The 21,144-nt window shown below is 42.2% G+C and carries 14 protein-coding genes and 4 tRNA genes; 5 read left to right on the top strand and 13 right to left on the bottom strand.

Annotated features, from left to right (window positions below; translation table 11 throughout):
* Positions 1-12: 12 nt before the first annotated feature.
* Positions 13-822 (bottom strand): nucleoside triphosphate pyrophosphohydrolase, encoded by an 810-nt coding sequence (mazG, locus tag BIW53_RS07865; RefSeq protein ID WP_070991312.1) that lies wholly within the window; start codon positions 820-822, stop codon positions 13-15.
* 265 nt (positions 823-1,087) lie between these two features.
* On the opposite strand from mazG, the gene BIW53_RS21070 reads away from it, so the two are divergent.
* Entirely contained in the window at positions 1,088-1,303 is a 216-nt protein-coding gene (locus tag BIW53_RS21070) for a GDCCVxC domain-containing (seleno)protein (protein ID WP_084228099.1), read from the top strand.
* A 154-nt stretch (positions 1,304-1,457) separates the two neighbouring features.
* Here BIW53_RS21070 and relA read toward each other — a convergent pair whose 3' ends face one another.
* Both relA and rlmD read right to left on the bottom strand, forming a co-directional pair.
* Positions 1,458-3,614 (bottom strand): GTP diphosphokinase, encoded by a 2,157-nt coding sequence (relA, locus tag BIW53_RS07860; RefSeq protein ID WP_070991311.1) that lies wholly within the window; start codon positions 3,612-3,614, stop codon positions 1,458-1,460.
* 5 nt (positions 3,615-3,619) lie between these two features.
* A complete protein-coding gene (gene rlmD, locus BIW53_RS07855) occupies positions 3,620-4,933 on the bottom strand; it encodes a 23S rRNA (uracil(1939)-C(5))-methyltransferase RlmD (RefSeq protein ID WP_070991310.1) in 1,314 nt (437 codons plus the stop codon).
* 80 nt (positions 4,934-5,013) lie between these two features.
* Here rlmD and barA point away from each other — a divergent pair, with 80 nt between their 5' ends.
* The 4 genes from barA to BIW53_RS07835 all read left to right on the top strand — a co-directional run bounded on the left by barA (position 5,014) and on the right by BIW53_RS07835 (position 11,796).
* Entirely contained in the window at positions 5,014-7,767 is a 2,754-nt protein-coding gene (gene barA / locus BIW53_RS07850) for a two-component sensor histidine kinase BarA (protein WP_070991309.1), read from the top strand.
* Positions 7,768-8,093: 326 nt separating this feature from the next.
* The gene (locus tag BIW53_RS07845; RefSeq protein WP_175442105.1) at positions 8,094-9,296 is read left to right on the top strand and encodes a sensor domain-containing diguanylate cyclase; all 1,203 of its coding nucleotides are present in this window, start codon (positions 8,094-8,096) and stop codon (positions 9,294-9,296) included.
* Positions 9,293-11,293 (top strand): TonB-dependent receptor plug domain-containing protein, encoded by a 2,001-nt coding sequence (locus BIW53_RS07840; RefSeq protein ID WP_070991307.1) that lies wholly within the window; start codon positions 9,293-9,295, stop codon positions 11,291-11,293. Before BIW53_RS07845 ends, BIW53_RS07840 begins: the two co-directional genes overlap by 4 nt.
* Positions 11,290-11,796, top strand: a complete 507-nt coding sequence (locus BIW53_RS07835) for a YfiR family protein (protein WP_070991306.1) — start codon at positions 11,290-11,292, stop codon at positions 11,794-11,796. The genes BIW53_RS07840 and BIW53_RS07835 overlap by 4 nt, the downstream gene beginning before the upstream one ends.
* Before the next feature lie 60 nt (positions 11,797-11,856).
* On the opposite strand, the gene ppiD is transcribed toward BIW53_RS07835, so the two are convergent.
* The 10 genes from ppiD to BIW53_RS07785 form a co-directional block, all read right to left on the bottom strand.
* Positions 11,857-13,767 (bottom strand): peptidylprolyl isomerase, encoded by a 1,911-nt coding sequence (ppiD, locus tag BIW53_RS07830; protein WP_070991305.1) that lies wholly within the window; start codon positions 13,765-13,767, stop codon positions 11,857-11,859.
* Positions 13,768-13,936: 169 nt separating this feature from the next.
* On the bottom strand, positions 13,937-14,209 hold the full coding sequence (gene hupB / locus BIW53_RS07825; protein ID WP_010371157.1) for a nucleoid-associated protein HU-beta: 273 nt from the start codon (positions 14,207-14,209) through the stop codon (positions 13,937-13,939).
* Between the two features lie 203 nt (positions 14,210-14,412).
* Positions 14,413-16,782 carry an endopeptidase La gene (gene lon, locus BIW53_RS07820; protein WP_070991304.1) on the bottom strand — a complete coding sequence of 790 codons (2,370 nt, stop codon included), beginning with the start codon at positions 16,780-16,782 and terminating at the stop codon, positions 14,413-14,415.
* A gap of 122 nt (positions 16,783-16,904) precedes the next feature.
* Entirely contained in the window at positions 16,905-18,188 is a 1,284-nt protein-coding gene (clpX, locus tag BIW53_RS07815) for an ATP-dependent protease ATP-binding subunit ClpX (RefSeq protein WP_070991303.1), read from the bottom strand.
* Between the two features lie 125 nt (positions 18,189-18,313).
* Positions 18,314-18,931, bottom strand: a complete 618-nt coding sequence (gene clpP, locus BIW53_RS07810) for an ATP-dependent Clp endopeptidase proteolytic subunit ClpP (RefSeq protein ID WP_070991302.1) — start codon at positions 18,929-18,931, stop codon at positions 18,314-18,316.
* 150 nt (positions 18,932-19,081) lie between these two features.
* Positions 19,082-20,386, bottom strand: coding sequence for a trigger factor (gene tig / locus BIW53_RS07805; protein WP_070991301.1), 1,305 nt, complete (start codon positions 20,384-20,386; stop codon positions 19,082-19,084).
* A gap of 287 nt (positions 20,387-20,673) precedes the next feature.
* Positions 20,674-20,750, bottom strand: a tRNA-Pro gene (locus BIW53_RS07800).
* A 29-nt stretch (positions 20,751-20,779) separates the two neighbouring features.
* A tRNA-Pro gene (locus BIW53_RS07795) sits at positions 20,780-20,856 on the bottom strand.
* A 13-nt stretch (positions 20,857-20,869) separates the two neighbouring features.
* Positions 20,870-20,945: transfer RNA gene (locus BIW53_RS07790), tRNA-His, on the bottom strand.
* A gap of 25 nt (positions 20,946-20,970) precedes the next feature.
* Positions 20,971-21,047 (bottom strand) — tRNA-Arg (locus BIW53_RS07785).
* Between the last annotated feature and the right edge of the window lie 97 nt (positions 21,048-21,144).

Here is a 21,144-nt window from a genome sequence, read left to right as displayed (position 1 = left end):
CCCAGTACTTGTTCAGCTACTTTGTTGTTTTTTAACTTGCTCCCAAGCTAGGTCCATCTCTTCTAGAGACGCATTTCCTAAACTGAGTCCTTGTTGATGAAGTGTGCTCTCAACCCGCTCAAAGCGACGCACAAACTTATCACATGCAAGGCGCAATATTTGCTCAGGGTCGTGCTTTGCATGACGCGCAACATTCACCGTGGCAAACAAGAGATCCCCCAACTCCTCTGCACTATGTGCCGAATGAGGGTCAATCGACAATGCCTCACTGACCTCTTGCACTTCCTCTGTAACTTTATCAAGTGCGCCATGATAATCTGGCCAATCAAACCCTAATGCTGAAGCTCGTTTTTGGATTTTTTGAGCACGAGATAACGCTGGCAGCATTTTAGGAATATCATGCCAAAGTGGCTCACCAGCTGTACTGCTTTTCTTTTTTGCTCGCTCTTGTGCTTTTATAGCCTGCCACTGAACTTCAAGCTGCGTATCTGTTAACTGTTCTTGCTTATCAAATACATGTGGATGTCGACGAATAAGCTTTTCATTAAGGCCCACCACAATATCTTCAAAATCAAACGCTCCTTGCTCCTTTGCCATCTGAGCGTAGAAAACAACTTGAAATAATAAGTCTCCCAGCTCATCTTTAAGTGCGACCATGTCATTACTTTCAATGGCATCGGCCACTTCATATGCTTCTTCAATTGTGTATGGTGAAATGGAAGAAAAAGTCTGCTTTGTGTCCCAAGGGCAGCCTGTTTCAGGGTCGCGTAGACGAGACATAATCCATCGAAGTTGTTCTATTGAAGGTTTGTCACTTAACATGGTCAATTTCTCATTTTGCAAGAGATTATAAATATGCCACCAGTTTAACTTGTTTCTTTGGTTATCAATAAAATAAATTGCACAATGTTGTCAGTTGGATTGACGTTTATGATGAAAACGATTGATGCTGTTGCTAAGGAGCTTGGTATCAGTATTAAAACCATAGTAGCAATTATAGTTGGAGTACCTATCTATTGTATTTTGACATAACCTTAATGATACGCATCTCAGTCTTGGGTATTGTAAAGCCTCTAAGGGAGCCTATATGTCAAATATACAGTTACATTCAACTATCACGTGTCCCAAATGCGGACATTCTAAAACTGAGCAAATGCCAACGAATGCGTGTCAGTGGTTTTATGAATGTGAGTCTTGCAAAGTAATACTTAAACCGCTGCCAGGTGATTGCTGTGTATACTGCTCTTACGGGACTGTGAAATGCCCCCCTATCCAACAAGGTTCATCCTGTTGTCCAGATTAAGTAATGAATAAACGCTCAATGATTATTTCAACGTTGAGCGTATATTTCCCAATATATTACCCCATCCAGTCAGGCTTTGGATGGCCATGCATTGACATTGACATTGACATTGACATCATAAAACCAGCCCGAAAAATGTAAGCGTTCACTATCTTCAGTGTTGCCTTTTTGCTTCAAAAACACCTTCAATTTGATGTAATTTAGTCAACAAGCGATTCATTGCTGACAAGTCAGAAACTTCTATCTTCATTTCGAAGATAGCAACCGCCCTTTCATCATTGGTTTGCACATTCATGCTAAGAACATTCACTTTTTCATTGGCAAGTACCGAGCTGATATCGCGGATAAGTCCTTGTCTATCATGCGCCTCAATACGCACGGTAATCGCATAAGCTGACTGAATTTCGTCTGACCAACTTACTGCAATTTCCCTTTCTGGATGAAGCTCACAAATATGTGCAAAAGCGTCACAATCCGTTCTATGCACTGCAATACCTCTACCCTGTGTAATATAACCAACAATTTCATCTCCCGGAACCGGCTGACAACATTTGGCAACATGACTCATTAAGCTACCAACGCCATCAACCACAATGCCATTTTTATCACCTCGTTTTTTACGAGGCGTGCCAATTTTTAACTTTGGTAATTCTTCAGGTTTGTCCTGCACAAAATTCAAAAACTGGTTAAGACGAATATCTCCAGCACCGATTGCCACCATTAAGTCATCTATTTCTTTGAAGTTAAAGCGCTCAATGGCTGGTTCTAACTGCTTGTAAGTTAAATCCAGTTTTGCAAGTTGCGCATCGAGTATCTCTTTCCCAGCCTGTAAATTTTTGTCCCTGTCTTGTTGTTTAAACCAATGATGTATTTTGCTTCTCGCGCGTGATGAATGGATGTAACCCAAAGACGGATTCAGCCAATCTCGACTGGGTGAGGCGTTCTTTTGGGTTAATATTTCAATCTGATCACCGGTCGACAATTTATAGGTAAAAGGCACAATTTTGCCAAACACCTTAGCGCCAACACAACGATGACCTACGTTAGAATGGATATAGTAGGCAAAATCTAATGGTGTAGCCCCTAAGGGTAAATCGAATATATCGCCTTTGGGTGTAAACACATAAACACGGTCCTCAACGACTTGGTTTTTTAACTCATCGGCCAAATCGCTGCCATCAACCACTTCTTCTTGCCACTGTAAGAGTTTGCGCAGCCAGCTAATTTTTTGCTCATATCCTGAGCCTCGCCCAGGTAGCGCACCTTCTTTATACATCCAGTGTGCAGCCACACCAAGCTCCGCATCTTGATGCATTTCCTCGGTTCGGATCTGTATTTCAACCGTTTTTCCTTCGGGACCAAACACCACGGTGTGAATGGACTGATAGCCATTTTGCTTGGGTGTTGCGACATAATCATCGAATTCTTTTGGTAAATGTCGCCAGCTGGTATGTACTATGCCTAATGCGGCATAACAATCCTGAATTTCATCTACAACGATACGCATGGCACGAATATCAAATAACTGATCGAACTCGTAGTTTTTCTGCGACATCTTTTTATAGATAGAGTAAATGTGCTTAGGACGCCCATATACTTGTGCATTAATGCCTGCAGCGCTTAGCTTGTCACTGACCAGTGAAACCATATTCTCCATATAGGCCTCACGGTCAAGACGTTTATCGGCTAACTGCTTGGCAATTTTTTTATACATCTCTGGGTGTAAGTAACGAAATGACAGATCTTCAAGCTCCCATTTCAACTGGCCTATACCAAGACGATTTGCTAAAGGTGCAAAAATATTAGCCGTAGCTTTAGCCGCTATGACTCGCTCATCTTCATCCGCATTTTTTACTGCTCTTAAATGACAGATCTGCTCGGCAAGTTTAATCACAACAGCACGAACATCTTCTACCATCGCCAATAACATGCGACGAATATTATCGATTTGCACGTTACCCTTGCCTTGATGAGCTAATGTACTGATGGTAGCCATTTGCTCAACACCGTTCAGTAGTAATGCAATGCTCTCTCCTAGCTCGCTCTTTACTTTGTCAATATCAACTAAGCCAGCAAGATAATACGGGGTAAGATAGGCGGTTGCTAAAGACTCAGCATCAAGGTTGAGATCTGCTAGTATCTCCACCATTTCGATAGCATTATTGAGCATTTCAGGGGCTGGTTCTGTGGGGCACAAACCATGTGCTTGTTGTAGACGCGTCAGTTTCTCATCCGACAATGCTAATAATGAGAGCCGCGCTGAAAAGTCAGCGGGAAGCTGTTGCTGATGCGATTGGCGAGTTGCAACCATTCCTATTACCTCCTTTGGAACAACGCCATAGTTTCAATATGTCCTGTGTGAGGGAACATATTCATAAGGCCAATTTTTCGTATTTCAAAACCGGCTTGGAGCAGCAATGCACTATCACGGGCTAAAGTCACAGGATCACACGAAACATACAATACCTTTTCAAACTGTTGCAGTGGCATTTGCTGTAAGATTTCATACGCACCCGTTCGTGATGGGTCAAGTAGCAAAACATTCAATGTATCACAAAACCACTGAGCGCCAGCCAAAGGCGTCGTTAAGTCAGAACAAAAAAATTGCACATTGCTGATTTTGTTAGTGTGCGCATTTTGCTTGGCCATTGCAACCGATGACTCCGAACCTTCTACTCCAATTACTCTGTTTGCCTGTTTTGCCATCAATAATGAAAAATTGCCGATTCCGCAAAAAAGGTCTAGAACCTGATCATCTTCTTTTAACAGCAACCAAGTTTGTGCCTGAAGTAACATCTTTTCATTAACAGCTCTGTTAACCTGAATAAAGTTACTGAGTTTGAATTCAAATGCTAAGTCAGCTACTAAGTAGTTTGGCAACACTTCATAATGAATCGGCTGCTTTGCATCGTCCCAAAGCAAATGCCAGTTATCCTCAGAGAAAAGCGACGCGAACTTTTCTTTATGTGACTCATTAATTGGCTTCGTATGACGCAGCAACAGGTATTGACCGTTATCTGCGTCGCATAATTGCACATGACTGACACTCGAATACACCTTATTGCTATTTAACGCAACTCTTAACTTCTCAAGACTATTAGCAAACGGTGTCGATAATACATCACACTTTTTTATATCAACGATATGCTTACTTTTGGCGCTACGAAATCCCACTTTCAACTGTTGACTTTGCTTGTCATAAAAACAAGCAATACGAGCAGCTCTGCGGTAATGTGTAGGCTCACTTTCAATACTTGCCTGCCACGGTAATTGCTCAGCTTTAGCGAATTTAGCAAAGAGTTTACTGAGTGCTTGTTGTTTCGCATTAAGTTGCTCTGTGTGTGCCAAATGCTGCAACTGACAACCGCCACATTCGTTATAATGCTCACAAAAAGGATTGACTCGGTGCTCACTGCTTTGCTGTAACTTAATCGTTTTCGCAATAATGAGCTTAGATTTATCCTGTTGAATTTGCGCTTTCACGCGCTCACCGGCCAAAGCGCCATCAACAAAGCACACTTTCCCCTGATGTTTGGCTACTCCGCGCCCTTGGTGATCCATCGACTCAACGGCAAGTTCTATGGTTTTGCCTTTAGATGATGATGCCTTAGCACGAAAAAACTGCGCCATACTCTACCCCTTAAACATTGCTAATCAGCGCCTAACTAGATAATCTATTGAAAAATTAACGACCTTGCTCACTGCCCAACATGACTAAACTTAGCCTTCGTGACAGTATTCTTGCATTAACTATAATTCCTACAGTGCTGATCGGCTTAATACTTGGTGGCTATTTTACAGTAAATCGTTATGTTGAGCTTGAAGAAATTCTCTACCAACAAGGTAGTAGTATCTCAGAGCCCCTAGCGATAGCCGCTGAGCAAGCTGTCTTAAAGCAAGATAGAGCCGCATTACATCAAATTATCAGTACCGCACACAACAAGCACTCACCTTTGATAAAAAGTATCGCGTTATTCGATCAAGACAATCAGTTGTTATTGACCAGTAACTATCACGCACAATTTGAACAACTGTATTTCTTTGGTGATGTCTCTCAGTTACATAAAACAGAGCTAGTCAAACTCAATGACTCTTTCGTGTTCTTCACACCCATCAAACATTTCTCAAAGCAGTCAGACCGTTGGCAAACCACACACCCAAAAACACTGGCGATTTTGGCAATCGAAGTAAGTCAGAATCAGGCTTTGATATCACAACAAAAAGCGCTTATTTGGAGTAGCAGTATTATTCTGTTTGCACTGTTCCTTGCTGCATTTTTGTCGCTTCGGATCAGTAAAATGTTCACTCAACCACTATCTGCGCTGTTGCTCGCCACAGACAAACTTGTCGAGGGCAAACGAGACATTGATATTGAACATGAAATGATAGGAGAATTTGAGCTCTTGCGTCAGGGTCTTAACACAATAAATGAGAAAATGATCAGCCAGCGTGACGAAATGCAAAAGCATATTGATCAAGCCACCAGTGATTATAAAGAAACCCTAGAGCAGTACGAGACACAAAACATTCAGCTAAACATTGCCAAACGAGAAGCTCAGGATGCAAACCGCGTAAAATCAGACTTTCTTGCCAAGATGAGTCACGAACTCAGAACTCCCCTAAACGGGGTTATTGGCTTTACTCGCCAACTATATAAAACCCCACTGAATAAACATCAGAAAGACTACTTAGACACCATAGAGCTCTCAGCAAACAGTCTACTGACAATTATCAGCGATATTTTAGACTTCTCAAAACTAGAAGCCGGTGCAATGGACTTAGAGAGCATTCAATTTCAGCTACGTGATGCCATCAATGAAGTAATGACATTACTGGCCCCCAGCGCACATGAAAAAAATCTCGAGTTGTCCATCGCGATTAACCGTCAAGTACCTGATAACCTAGTGGGTGACCCAACTCGCTTTAAACAAGTACTCATAAACCTTGTCAGTAACGCGATTAAATTTACAGAAAAAGGGTCGGTGAAGGTGGATGTCTCATACCGGTTACTTGATGATTCTCATGCGTCCCTGCTTGTGTCTGTCAGCGATACAGGCGTTGGTATTGCTATGGACAAACAAGATGCGCTGTTTACTCCGTTCGCGCAAGCCGACTCAAGTATTACCCGCAAATTTGGTGGAACGGGTCTTGGCTTGATCATCACCAAACATATTGTTGAAGCTATGAAAGGCAGGATCACCCTTAACTCAGCACCTGGTAACGGCACTTGCTTTACTTTTAATGCAATTTTTGAACTTCCCAATCGTATTTACAATGATGACTTACCCAACAGTTCTTTAGCCAATAAGCGGATCCTATATTTTGAGCCTCAAAATCATACCCATTCCTCAGTGGTCTCTCAACTAGAAGAATGGGATATGCAAATCACGTCATGTGAGGATGAACAGTCATTTTTTGCCGCATTGGAAAAAGAATTTAGCTTCGATATCTGCCTCATTGGCAATATGGCAAGTGTTGAACATATGCAACTAGTGAAAAGCTATATCACTAAAGCCCGTGGCACAGCGGATTACCTTTATTTGATGCTTAATACCATCTCTCACAACATGCGAGAGTCTCTCATTGGCAGCGGCGCAGATGCCTGCTTGAGTAAACCACTCAACCACCGTAAGTTATGTGAGGTATTAGCAGCGCCTTACCGTCTTGATCATCCAAGTATTGCCATCGAAGAAAGTGATACGCAGATACTCCCCATGAAAGTCCTCATTGCTGATGACAATGATGCCAACTTAAAACTGCTATCTACACTACTTGAAGAACAAGTGGAGTTAATTGACACCGCTCACAATGGTGCCCAAGCGGTTGGCTTGTGTAAGACGCACAAATACGACCTGATCTTTATGGATATACAAATGCCAATCATGGATGGTATCACCGCTTGCAAAACAATTTTGGAGTCTTCATTAAATGAAGATACCCCAATTATAGCGGTTACTGCCCACGCATTGTCTGGTGAAAAAGAACAACTATTAAAGGATGGCTTTAAAGGCTATTTAACCAAACCTATCGATGAAGATATGTTACGACAAACGATTAGCGACTACAGCTCAAGCTCGCCAATTAGTAAACACAAGAGCAAAGTAGTCAATGAACATAGTGTCGCTCCATTTGAAAGTCCTTTGCTAGATTGGCAACTTGCCTTGCAGCACGCAGGAGGTAAACCTGATCTTGCACTAGAGATGTTAAACATGTTGTTAGATGGTTTAACTGCGCTGCTGGAAACAATAGAAGCTGCTTACGAACAACAGGATACAGAAACTCTACTGAGTGCAATTCACAAATTTCATGGTGCCTGTTGTTACACCGGAGTACCTAAACTCAAAAGCTTAGCTGAAGTGTTAGAAACCGCACTGAAGCAATCTCAGCCCATCGAACAGTTTGAACCAGAGTTGCTAGAGTTGATAGATGAATTATCAAATCTTCGCCGCGATGCACAAACCTAGCATTCACATCGCATAATCGTCTTTGCAGTTGCTCAATTACAAAAGCAACTGCAAAGTTTAAAATACAATAATCCAAACTAGCACTCTCGCATCCCGCTAACCCATCACTCTATCCATTAGTTTTTGAAAACCATTCTCAATTGAGAAAAATTCAATAAAATATCAGTTAATCGCAGCTATTTTACTGCCATTTAAAGAACTCTAATCTATATTTGTTAAGACAATACAACGATTTGATTTGTGAGGTACGATTGAGCGAACAATTCCCTACCATGTCTCTCGTTAGAAGGTTAACCCAACTTAACATGTCCGTAATGGCAGCGAGTATGATATTGGTATTCACCTTAACGACGATGTTGCTGTGGTTTGTTGTAAGAGATCGTCACGCCGAGACGGCACAGGTGAACCTTGCCCAACTCGCTCACAATATTGTACCTATGCTGGTATTTGATGATGTAGACACAGCTGAACGTGAATTGGCTTTGGTAGGCGCGCAGAAGGATGTGCTTTTTATCGCTTTACGTAACACTAACGGAGATGTTTTTAGCGAATACAACGCGCCTAGTTTTATTCCTCCCTCTGAAATCTACAAGCAAAGTGTAGAGCAGCCATACATAATTTATTCAGGCGTTAAAATGATGCTATATCACCCTGTTTCTTTCAAAGGGAATGTTGAAGGCGATCTAATCATGGTGATTGACCTTACCAACATGCTGTATTGGTTTATAAGACTCATTTTAATGCTCGCGATACTCATTGGGGTTTTGTTTACTATATCTGCTTTGCTACTATCTCGCGTGCAACGCACCGCACTAAGACCCTTATTATCACTATCTGAATTGGCGCAAAAAGTATCAAAAGAGCATGATTTCCAATTGCGTGCCAAAGTAGTCCGCAACGATGAGATTGGCATTTTGACACGTAGCTTCAATGAGCTGTTAAAACGTGTTGATATTTCCCAAGCTGAATTGCGCCAACAACTTGAGCAAGAGCAATTACAAGGGCTGCAACTCAAACAAATGGTCAAAACCGATCCGCTCACTAACCTACCCAACCGCTTGGCTCTCAATACTATGCTCAAAGAAATTACTAATGGGTCAAGCGACTCGACCTCTCTAAGCTGCTTAATGTTTATTGATTTAGATAACTTTAAATTCGTTAATGACAATTTTGGCCATGATGCGGGCGATGACACCCTGATAGAAGTGGGCAACCGGATCAGCGCCATAATACGCAGCGATGATTTATTATGTCGCCTCGGTGGTGACGAGTTTGCACTCTTACTACCTAATATTGAGTCTACCGACAACGCTGAGCGACTCGCTGGACGTATCGTTACTAGTATAAATAGACCAATCGTAATAAAAAATACGATTATGCCCATTGGTATCAGCATTGGATTAGCGTATACCCCACTTGATACCAGCTCACCGATGGAACTGCTCAACTGTGCTGATGATGCTATGTATGCGGCCAAGCGTGCTGGTAAAAATAACTTTCAGGTATACAGCAAGAAGGCCTCAGCATGAATAAGGCACTATTACTTTTGTTGCTTGCTTGGTTTCCTGTCAGTGCAACACAAAGCACAACATCCGATAAAACCAACGAGCCTCAGAATGAAACTAGTAGCAAGGTACTTCCTGACCTTGAAGGCTTACTAAATCAGCAATTACATCAATTGCCAGTCAATACCGAAATTTCTGCGGCTTCTCGCGTAGCACGCTCTAGTAGCGATAGTATGGCGGTCACACACGTCATTAACGATAGAGATATAAAGCAGTTTAACTTGCGCTCTCTTGGCGATATTTTAGCCCAGTTTGTGGGCATTACGACCCGAGACGATAGTTCTTTTACTTTTATCGGTGCAAGAGGAATTGGTCGCCCAGGTGATTTCAACTCCCGATTTCTATTCATGCTGGACGGCACTCGTATTAATGAGAACTTGCTTGATGCAGGATTGGTTGGACATGAATTTTTTGTTGATGTTGAGCTAATAGAGCGCGTGGAATACACACCTGGAGCTTCAGCAGCTCTGTATGGCAATAGTGCTTTGCTCGGCGTTATTAACATTGTTACAAAAACATCCTCCAAATTACGTGGCATTAATGCTTCACTCTCCGTAGCTAACAACAAAGCTAAGCACGCAAGAATAACTGGAGGAATACGCGCAAATTCAGGCTCTGATAGTTGGCTTTCATTGAGCCAAACTAAATTGGATAACATTCGATATCCACTTATTAATGTCCCTCCCCTATTAATAAAATGGCAGCATTTAAATGAAGAAAAAAGTACACGGCTTATGCTTAATCATCAATATGGAGGCTTCAAAGTTCAAGCCGCGGGTTCTAAGCGCAAACGGCACTATCCTGACTTATTTGCGTTTGACCCAAATGTTCGCCCTCTTAATGCAGAAATAGACAACGAGGCATATTTACTCAGTGTGACCTTTGATGAAAGGTTATCTGATGATATAGAGCTGTATTTACATGCATCAACGCATGGCAATGACTTTACTCGCAGACTGCCTGTAGTTCTAGCAAACGGAGCACTGTCACATGAGCAACGCATTAGCTCAGGGCGCTGGAGCAATTTAGACAGTCGCCTTATTTTCCTCGGGTTGCCTGATCACGAGTTGATGCTCGGGTTTGATTATCAGCGGGACCATAGGCAAAATTTCACAGCACAGTATCTTATTCCAGAGCCTACGGAGCATAAATTCCTCGGTGATGAATCTAGATATGGCCTTTATATACAAGATCTCTGGCGATTGAATGACAAGCTGCAACTTCAATGGGCACTTCGCTATGATGACTCAGATTCCAGCACATCACGTTGGTCACCTAGCTATACCTTGAAGTACAGTTGGACACCCCAGCATAAACTACTACTACGCCATAGCCGGGCATTTAGAGTTGCTAACTTCTTGGAACATTTTACCAATACATCGTTTGACATACCCATACCAAAGAATGAATCAATTCATTACTATGAAGCCAGCCTTGTACAAAATTGGTCCCCATCATTATCTACATTTATCTCTGTATATCAGGCAAAAGTAGAGAACTTAATTAGCCAGGCTATTTTAGCCCCCATATACGTTAATACCATTCCGCTAAAAAGTAAGGGCTTAGAGATTGGTGTTGATAAACGTTGGTCTAACGGGGTTTCTTTGGTTGCAAGCACTGCCTTTCAAAAGTCTGAGTTTAGTGGAGGCATAAAAGTAGCAAACTCACCTGAGTTTATAGGTCAGATCCGTTTTAGTGCACCGTTAGGGTCACCTGATGTGCTATTTAGCATTAACTCCCATATAGTCAGTGAGCGTAGGGTGCTTTACGAAACACTACCAAGCTTTGCAACTCATGATGTAAATATTAGCTGGCAACCTTCCGATACCACCTCTATAGCTTTAGGGATACGTAATTTCACAGATAAAGAAATTACTGAGGTTGTTGATGATAGCCTGATCCCCTATGTGCAGCAGCGGCGACAAGTTCATTTATCCGTCAATTGGAGTTGGGGACAATGATAAAAGTCTGCTTATGTTTATTCTTACTTTTGTCTATTTTACCTAGTTATGGACAAAACCTCTCTGAAAACGAGCTCAAAGCCGCTTTCTTATATCGCTTTAGTCAATTTAGTAAATGGCCGCCACCTCCCCCACATTCATTAAACTTTTGTGTGGTTGGCAATCACGAATTATTCAAAGCCGTCTCGGCACTACTCCATGCTCAGAATCTGCAACAAACTAGTACTGCTCTTGAGCTACCTGACAATGACCGAGTAAAGCAATGTGATGTGTTATTTTTAAGCCAACAGAACCGTCAACAAACAAAATATTGGCTAAGCCAAATAGAACAATCCCCAATACTGGTTGTTGCAGACACAAGTGAAGGATTTCGCCAAGGAGCTATGATTGGTTTGATTGCGGATGCGAATAACTTAAGTTTTAGAGTTAATCTGACCGATGCTAAGCGAAAAGGTCTTAGCTTTAGCGCTCATCTACTAAAATTGGCTTCTGAGGTAAGATAAGAGTGAACTTACTAAGAAAATAAAAAGGCGCCAATGGGCGCCTTTTTCATATTCTGAAGATTAATTTTCTTCTGCTACGTTAATTTTAGGACGTTTTACTTCAGCTTGCGCCTCAAGTGCGTCCACTAATGCATTGTAGTTTCGGTTGATTTGCGTCATCGTAATACTTTGCTTTTGCTGCGCGTCAATATCATTCCCCACTTCAGGAGTCTTCACCGCATTAAGCTTAAGCAATGCCGCATCACCATTATTTAACTCAACCATAGCGAACTGAGGCTGACCTTCCAGTGGATGTGGTAGCTGGAATGCTTTACTGACGATCGCAGGCGAAACGCTGTAAGACTGACGAGTTAGCGCCTCATCTGATTGCACCTCTAGCTCTTCGCCAGAAGCAATTTCTTCGAGTAACTTACCATCTTGCAACTGTGCGAACAAAGTTTGAGTATGCTCTTTGATTAATGAAGATGCTTTTTCATTTATCAACCTAGTTTTTATCTGAGCACTTACTTCCTCAAGTGGTTTAGCAGCAGCAGCCGTATAATCTTTAACTCTCACAACTACTATATGCTCGCTACCCACCTCTAACACTTCTGAGTTTACACGGTCTTCGAGCAGCTCAGGTGTAAAAATAGCGCTACTCACAGCTAGTGTGTTTAACGGCTCTGGCAACATATTACGTGCAAGCAAGTCAGTTGTTTTCAATTCTACGCCAGCAGCAATTGCTGCATCTTGAAGACTATCAGCAACTTCAAACGCAAGCTCTGCTACTTCTGTTTGCTTCTGATAGAATGCATCTATTTTTTCTGCTCTTTCAAGCTCTGCGCGCAGCTCTTCTTTTACATCTTCAAAAGGCTTAACTTGCTGACGCTGAATATCCGTTAACTTAATCACGTGCAGACCGAACTCTGACGCAACCACATCTGTGATATCACCAACATTCTCGAGTGAGAATGCAGCAGCTTCAAACTCTGGGTCCATCATTTCGCGTTCGATCCAATCTAGGTCGCCGCCTAACTCTGCACTTACGATATCATCAGACTTTTCTTGAGCAAGCTGCGCAAAATCAGCACCGCTTTTTAGCTCATCCAATATTGCTTGTGCGCGTTGCTGAACTTCTGCGTCATCAACACTGCCTTCCACCAAAATGTGAGATACTCTGCGCTTCTCTGGTGCTGTGTACTGATTTTTACTTTCTTCATAGTAAGCCAGTACGTCTTGCTCAGAAATTTCTTTCCCAGGCGCGATGTCACTTGCTTTTAATTCTAAGTATTGTACAGCCACACGCTCAGGTGATTGGAACTGGCTCTGATTGAGTTGATAATAATCTTTGATTTCTTGCTCTGAAACTTCAACTTTGTCGGCAAGCTTTTCTTTATTTAATACTAAATAGTCCAAATCACGTGTTTGCTGCTGTAAAGCAACCGCACTTTTCAGTTCCGAAGGCAGCATGAAATCCGACCCAGCCACAGCAGTCACTAACTGGTTTCTCGTCATTTCTTCACGTAAATACTCACGGAAAGTATCTGGCTGGAAATTCATCTGACGAATAAGCTGCAAATAGCGATCATTGCTAAATTGACCACCTAGTTGAAAATACGACATTTCTAAAATCGCATTTTTTACTTGCTCATCGCTGACGCGAAGACCCAACTCTAGTGCTAGTTGATTTTGTAATTCTTGCTGTATCAGTCTGTCCACTACACCTTCACGAATACGTGCCATGTAAGCTGGGTCTGCCGAAATTTGTGTGAAATACTCACCAAATTGTTGCTCAAGCCTTGCTCTTTCATTTTGATACGCACGAGCAAACTCAGTTTGACTAATTTTTGTGCCATTGACCTCTGCTACAGGTTGCTCTGTGGTTTGACCTAGGTAACCACCAATCCCTGCTAACGCAAAAGACAAGATGACTACGCCAAGTATAATTTTGGCTGCTGGGCCTTGAGACCCCTCTCTGATCTTTTCAAGCATTTGTTCTTCTCTTATCTAAGCCAAAGCACATACTGCGCTTTGAAGTTCATCGCTAATGTAAAAAAAGCGTATCTTATCAGATACGCTTTTTTTCTTGAAGCTGTTCACGGCTTTTACAATTTAAAAGTTGTGAAGCTACGTAAAGCCGCGTTTGCAATCCCTGAGTGGATTAGTTAACAGCGTCTTTTAATGCTTTACCCGCTTTAAAAGATGGGATGTTAGCTGCAGCAATCTGAATTGTTTCGCCAGTTTGTGGATTACGGCCAGAACGAGCTGCACGCTCACGTACTGAAAACGTACCAAAACCAACAAGTGCTACTGAGTCGCCGTCTTTTAGGGCACCAGTTACTGACTCGATGAATGAATCTAGAGCACGACCAGCAGCCGCTTTAGAAATATCAGCATCAGCTGCGATTTGATCGATTAATTGAGATTTATTCACAATATCATCCTCTTACATTGTTATTATCAAAAGTGGTCTGACTATATGAAAGAATACCACTTTTGCTTGTTAATTTAGAGACATCACAGCGACTCTCTAATTCGGAAATCTTTATCAAGCCTAGGCTACATAAGGGCTAGGCTTGAAACCAGTGCTTAAGTTAACATACCTTTTCAATTTGAAAAGCCCTTTCATGCACTTTTTTAGACTTTTTCTTCATTTTTACCGCTTTGTACGGCAAAACTCTCTATTGGATTAGCTAAAGCCAATGATAACACCTCATCAATCCAAGTAACGGGGTGAATATCCAACCCTTCTAGTACGTTCTGTGGTATCTCTTTTAGATCCCTTTCATTAATTTTTGGGATCACTACAGTTTTAATACCGCCGCGATGCGCAGCCAGAAGTTTTTCTTTCAACCCACCAATTGGCAACACTTCACCTCTTAGGGTAATTTCACCGGTCATGGCTACATCTGAACGAACAGGGTTACCTGTCAAGCTCGATACCAATGCCGTTACCATTGCAATACCTGCACTTGGACCATCTTTTGGCGTAGCACCTTCTGGTACGTGTACGTGGATATCACGTTTTTCGTAAAAGTCGCTATTGATACGTAACTTGTCAGCACGATTTCGTACCACAGTCATCGCTGCCTGTATCGACTCCTGCATTACGTCACCAAGCGAACCTGTATGCGTCAACTTACCCTTTCCTGGCACTGCCGCACATTCAATTGTTAGTAAGTCACCACCGACTTCCGTCCATGCAAGGCCCGTCACTTGACCAATTCGATCACCGTCTTCTGCTTTACCGTAATCAAAACGCTGTACGCCAAGGAATGACTCAAGATTGTCTTGATTGATAACAACCTGCTTAATGCCTTTATCTAACAAAATATTCTTTACAGCTTTGCGGCACAATTTAGAAATTTCACGTTCTAAGTTACGAACCCCAGCCTCACGAGTGTAATAACGAATAATGCCAATAATAGCGCTATCTTCAATCACTACTTCTTCTTCTTTCAATCCATTACGCTTGATTTGTTTCGGGATCAAATGCTGCTTAGAAATATTGAGTTTTTCATCTTCTGTGTACCCAGACAGACGTATAACTTCCATACGATCAAGTAGTGGTCCTGGAATATTGAAACTATTGGAAGTCGCTACGAACATAACGTCCGACAAGTCGTAATCCACTTCTAGGTAGTGATCAGCAAAAGTGCTATTTTGCTCTGGGTCGAGCACTTCGAGTAAGGCTGACGCTGGGTCTCCGCGCATATCTGATGACATTTTATCAATCTCATCTAGCAAGAATAATGGATTCTTTACACCCACCTTGCTCATGCTTTGAATTAACTTACCCGGCATTGAGCCGATATAAGTACGTCTGTGACCACGAATTTCAGCTTCATCACGAACACCACCAAGCGCCATACGAACATATTTACGACCCGTTGAGCGGGCTATCGATTGACCCAAACTTGTTTTACCTACACCAGGGGGCCCGACTAAACATAGAATAGGCCCTTTAAGTTTGTTGGTCCGTTGCTGAACGGCAAGATACTCAATGATTCTATCTTTAACCTTTTCTAGACCATAGTGGTCTGCATCTAATATTTTTTGCGCGCCAGCTAAGTCTTTTTTAACTTTAGAGCGCTTCTTCCAAGGTACGCCTATCATTGTGTCTATGTACGAACGAACCACAGTAGCTTCAGCTGACATCGGCGACATCATTTTTAGCTTATTAAGTTCTGACAGCGCCTTTTCTTCAGCTTCTTTTGGCATGTGTGCTTCGCTAATGCGCATTTTCAAAGCTTCGAATTCATCTGGCACATCATCTAATTCGCCAAGCTCTTTTTGAATGGCTTTCATTTGCTCATTCAAATAATACTCACGCTGAGACTTTTCCATTTGCTTCTTTACTCGCGAACGGATTTTTTTCTCAACTTGAAGCAGATCTATCTCACCTTCCATAAGCGCCATTAGGTACTCTAAGCGCTCGGTTACGCTGCTAAGCTCTAATACTTTTTGCTTTTCAGGTACTTTGATAGGCATATGAGCGGCCATCGTATCAGCTAGACGAGAAGCCTCATCGATACCTGACACCGACGTTAACACTTCAGGCGGTATTTTTTTATTCAGCTTTACGTAGCCTTCAAACTGACTCACCGCACTGCGAATAAATATATCTTGTTCTTGTTCTTCGATATCTTGAGACTCAAGGAACTGTGCCTGCGCTAAGAAATAATCGTCAGTTACCAAAAATTCTTCGATTTTTGCACGCTGAGTACCTTCAACGAGTACTTTAACTGTGCCATCAGGCAACTTGAGCAACTGTAATACCGTTGCAATTGTACCGACATCGTATATTTCATCAGTTTTAGGGTCATCAACTGTTGCGTCTTTTTGCGCAACTAAAAAGATTTGTTTGTCATTTTCCATCGCCGCTTCTAGGCATTTTATCGATTTTTCTCGACCTACAAAAAGCGGGATCACCATGTGTGGATATACGACGACATCGCGCAGTGCCAACACTGGAATTTCAACTCGATCCGTTCTCTCAAGCGTCATGTTATTCTCTTCACACTTCGTTAATTTTTATTTATATCGGTCTATATGGGGATAGTGATTAAAAAGTTCAACTCGTTGATAAAAAAAGGAGCCATTGGCTCCTTTTTACACTATTCAAAAGCTTACTCAGATACAGCTTTGTCCTGAGGGCTATTTTCATAAATTAGAATAGGATCAGATTCGCCTTTAATTACAGTCTCATCCACAACCACTTTACTGACGTTGTCAATCGAGGGTAACTCGTACATTGTATCAAGTAACACCCCTTCAACGATTGAACGAAGACCACGTGCACCGGTTTTTCGCTCCATCGCTTTGTGAGCAATTGCTTTTAATGCATCTTCGCGGAACTCTAATTCAACATCTTCCATCTTAAACAATGCTGCAAATTGCTTTGTTAATGCATTCTTTGGTTCATTTAAGATTTGGATTAAAGCATCTTCATCAAGTTCTGTTAACGTTGCTACTACAGGCAAGCGGCCAATAAACTCAGGGATCAGACCATATTTTACTAAGTCTTCTGGCTCAACATCTTTAAACGTTTCACTCAAAGAACGCGAAGCATCTGATGACTTAACATTTGCTCCAAATCCGATACCGGTATTTTTCTGGCTGCGCTGCTCAATAACTTTATCCAGACCCGCAAATGCCCCACCACAAATGAACAGAATCTTTGACGTATCGACCTGAAGAAACTCCTGCTGAGGATGTTTACGCCCACCTTGTGGTGGAACCGAAGCAACAGTACCTTCAATCAATTTAAGTAAAGCTTGCTGTACCCCTTCACCAGATACATCACGCGTAATCGACGGGTTATCAGATTTACGAGAAATCTTGTCAATCTCATCGATGTATACAATACCACGTTGGGCTTTTTCTACGTCGTAATCACATTTTTGCAGAAGCTTTTGAATAATATTTTCAACATCTTCGCCAACATAACCTGCTTCAGTCAAGGTCGTTGCATCTGCCATAGTAAATGGCACATCAAGCAATCTTGCTAGGGTTTCTGCAAGCAGTGTTTTACCACTACCAGTAGGACCAATTAGCAAAATATTACTCTTGCTCAGCTCAACATCATTTTTTGAGCCTTGGCTACGTAGCCTTTTGTAATGATTGTATACCGCTACAGACAACACCTTTTTAGCATGTTCCTGACCGATAACATAATCATCCAAGTGATTTCTAATCTCTTTCGGAACAGGAAGTTTGTCACCCGTATCATGTCTGGGTGCAATGTCCTTGATCTCTTCCCTAATAATGTCGTTACACAGTTCGACGCACTCATCGCAAATATATACCGAAGGGCCGGCAATTAACTTGCGTACTTCGTGCTGGCTCTTACCACAAAAAGAGCAGTACAAGAGCTTATTACTTTTGTCGCCGTCTGTTGGAGTATCTGACATTCAGCTACCTCTTATTTTCGTTGTTACCTAAGAATACGGTAACCATATACATGATTTTAACTATACCAAATAAAGTTCACTTTAGCATAGTTGCAGGATGAGGTTTCTGACCTCACCTGTAAGAATTACTTGATTTCTCGGCGCGTATGAACGGCATCTACGAGACCGTATTCAACTGCATCCTGAGCACTCATAAAGTTGTCTCTGTCGGTATCGCGTGAAACAATATCATACGGTTGACCTGTATGGTCTGCCATTAAGCGATTGAGCTTTTCTTTGATCGATAAGATTTCTTTAGCATGAATTTCAAAATCTGAAGCCTGCCCTTGGAAACCACCTAAAGGCTGATGGATCATAACTCTTGAATTAGGTAGACAGTAACGTTTACCTTTGGCGCCGCCTGATAATAAGAATGCGCCCATACTCGCAGCTTGACCAACACACACTGTACTCACATCCGGCTTAATAAAGTTCATCGTGTCATAAATAGACATACCAGCTGTTACTGAGCCGCCTGGAGAGTTAATGTAAAGGAAAATATCTTTCTCAGGACTTTCAGATTCTAAAAACAGCAACTGCGCAACGATCAAGTTGGCCATGTGGTCTTCGACTTGACCCGTTAAAAAGATAATACGCTCTTTTAGAAGGCGCGAATAAATATCGAAAGAGCGCTCACCCTTAGCCGTTTGTTCAACAACCATAGGGACTAATGCATTTAGGGGATCAATCATACCGTCATTCATATTTTTATTCCTTACTCCGCAGCGTGCTTAAGGAGCTGCGTTTAGTTGGTATTTTGTGCCTACAAATAAAAATGGCTCGGATAGACTACAAACCATTGTAGAACATCTCGAGCCATTAAATCGTTAGCTTAGCTTTAAGTCAATGACTTATTATGCACCTTGCTTCGGATTCATGATTTCGTCAAATGCTTTAGCAACATCAGAAACGCTTGCAGCAGCTAAAATAGCTTCAACTGCTTGCTCTTCCATTGCTACGTTACGCATTTGCTGCATCATTTGTTCATTGCTCTTGTAATAAGCAACTACTTCAGTTGGATCTTCATATGCAGACGCTACAGTTTCGATTAGCTCATCAACTTTCGCTTCGTCAACTTTAATGTCGTTTGCTTTGATCACTTCACCAAGTAGTAGACCCGTCTTAACACGTGTTACCGCTTGCTCGTGGAATAGCTCAGCAGGAAGCTCTGGCATATTTTGTGCGTTGCCGCCAAAACGTTGCGCAGCTTGTTGACGTAATGCATCGATTTCTTGATCGATTAGCGCTTTAGGAACATCAGTTTCGTTATGCTCTAAAAGGCCTTTGATTGCTTGGTCTTTCACGTTTGCTTTAACTGCTTGAGTTAGCTCACGCGTCATGTTCTTTTTAACTTCTTCTTTAAGACCTTCAACGCCACCTTCAGCAACACCGAACTTAGTTGCGAATTCGTCATTTAGCTCAGGAAGTTCTTGAACCTCAACTTTCTTCACTGTGATAGTGAATTGCGCAGGCTTACCTTTTAGGTTTTCTGCGTGGTATTCTTCAGGGAAAGTAACATCAGCGACTACTTCTTCGCCAGCTTTTTTGCCTACGATACCTTCTTCAAAACCAGGGATCATACGGCCTTGGCCAAGCTCTAGAGGGAAGTCTTCTGCTTTACCGCCTTCAAACTCTTCACCGTCAACAGTACCAACGAAATCGATAGTAACTCTGTCTTTTTCACCTGCTGCTGCATCACTTTCTACCCAAGTAGCGTGTTGCTTGCGAAGCGTTTCTAGCATGTTTGCTAGATCTTCATCAGTTACTTCTACAACTGGCTTTTCAACAGTGATTTTATCAAGGTCTTTTAATTCAACTTCTGGATATACTTCAAAAGTTGCATCAAATTCTAAATCTTTACCTGCTTCCAAAGATTTTGGTGCAAAAGAAGGCGCACCTGCAGGGTTAATTTTCTCAGCTACAATCGCTTCAATGTAATTGCGTTGCATTAATTCGCCCGCTACTTCCTGACGAACAGCAGCACCGAAACGTTTTGCGATAACAGACACTGGAACTTTACCAACACGGAAACCATCTATACGCTGAGTTCTAGACAGTTGTTGTAAGCGTTTTTTAACTTCAGTCTCAACGTTCTCTGCAGGAACGGTGATAGTCAGACGGCGCTCAAGGCCTTGAGTCGTCTCAACAGAAACTTGCATGATTTACCTCAATCTTCAATTTTGGCGACAACGCGCCTTCCTTACAAACAAGTTGCACATCATGCCGTAATCAGCCTATCAACGGAAGTCCGTTTTGAGCACTAATTGCATGTGTTGTTCTTGTTGCCTGCCCTTCACGGGCGCTATGTTAAACAATAGACGCGGCATTATAACCTATAAAACCGTTTAGTCGAGCAATCAGGATAAATTTATGAAGAATTAAGGCTTGAATGGTTAAAAGTTAGTTAATTAATTGATGGTTTTAGATTACTTGAAAAATAAGGAGATGGTCGGCGATGCAGGATTTGAACCTGCGACCCCTTGGACCCAAACCAAGTGCGCTACCAAACTGCGCTAATCGCCGATGCAGATAAAATGTGTTCTTTGAAGAAGTGGTCGGCGATGCAGGATTTGAACCTGCGACCCCTTGGACCCAAACCAAGTGCGCTACCAAACTGCGCTAATCGCCGACGAGTATGTAGATGGGGCGACTGATGGGACTTGAACCCACGACAACCGGAATCACAATCCAGGGCTCTACCAACTGAGCTACAGCCGCCACTACATAGGGACTAAAATAAGAATGGCGCACCCTGAAGGATTCGAACCTTCGACCGACGCCTTAGAAGGGCGTTGCTCTATCCAGCTGAGCTAAGGGCGCATACGAACATCTTCATGTTGCTATTCTTACTTTAAAGTGGTCGGCGATGCAGGATTTGAACCTGCGACCCCTTGGACCCAAACCAAGTGCGCTACCA

The organism is Pseudoalteromonas byunsanensis, from assembly GCF_001854475.1.
Classification (GTDB): domain Bacteria; phylum Pseudomonadota; class Gammaproteobacteria; order Enterobacterales; family Alteromonadaceae; genus Pseudoalteromonas; species Pseudoalteromonas byunsanensis.
This window is presented reverse-complemented; position numbering and strand designations above follow the sequence as displayed.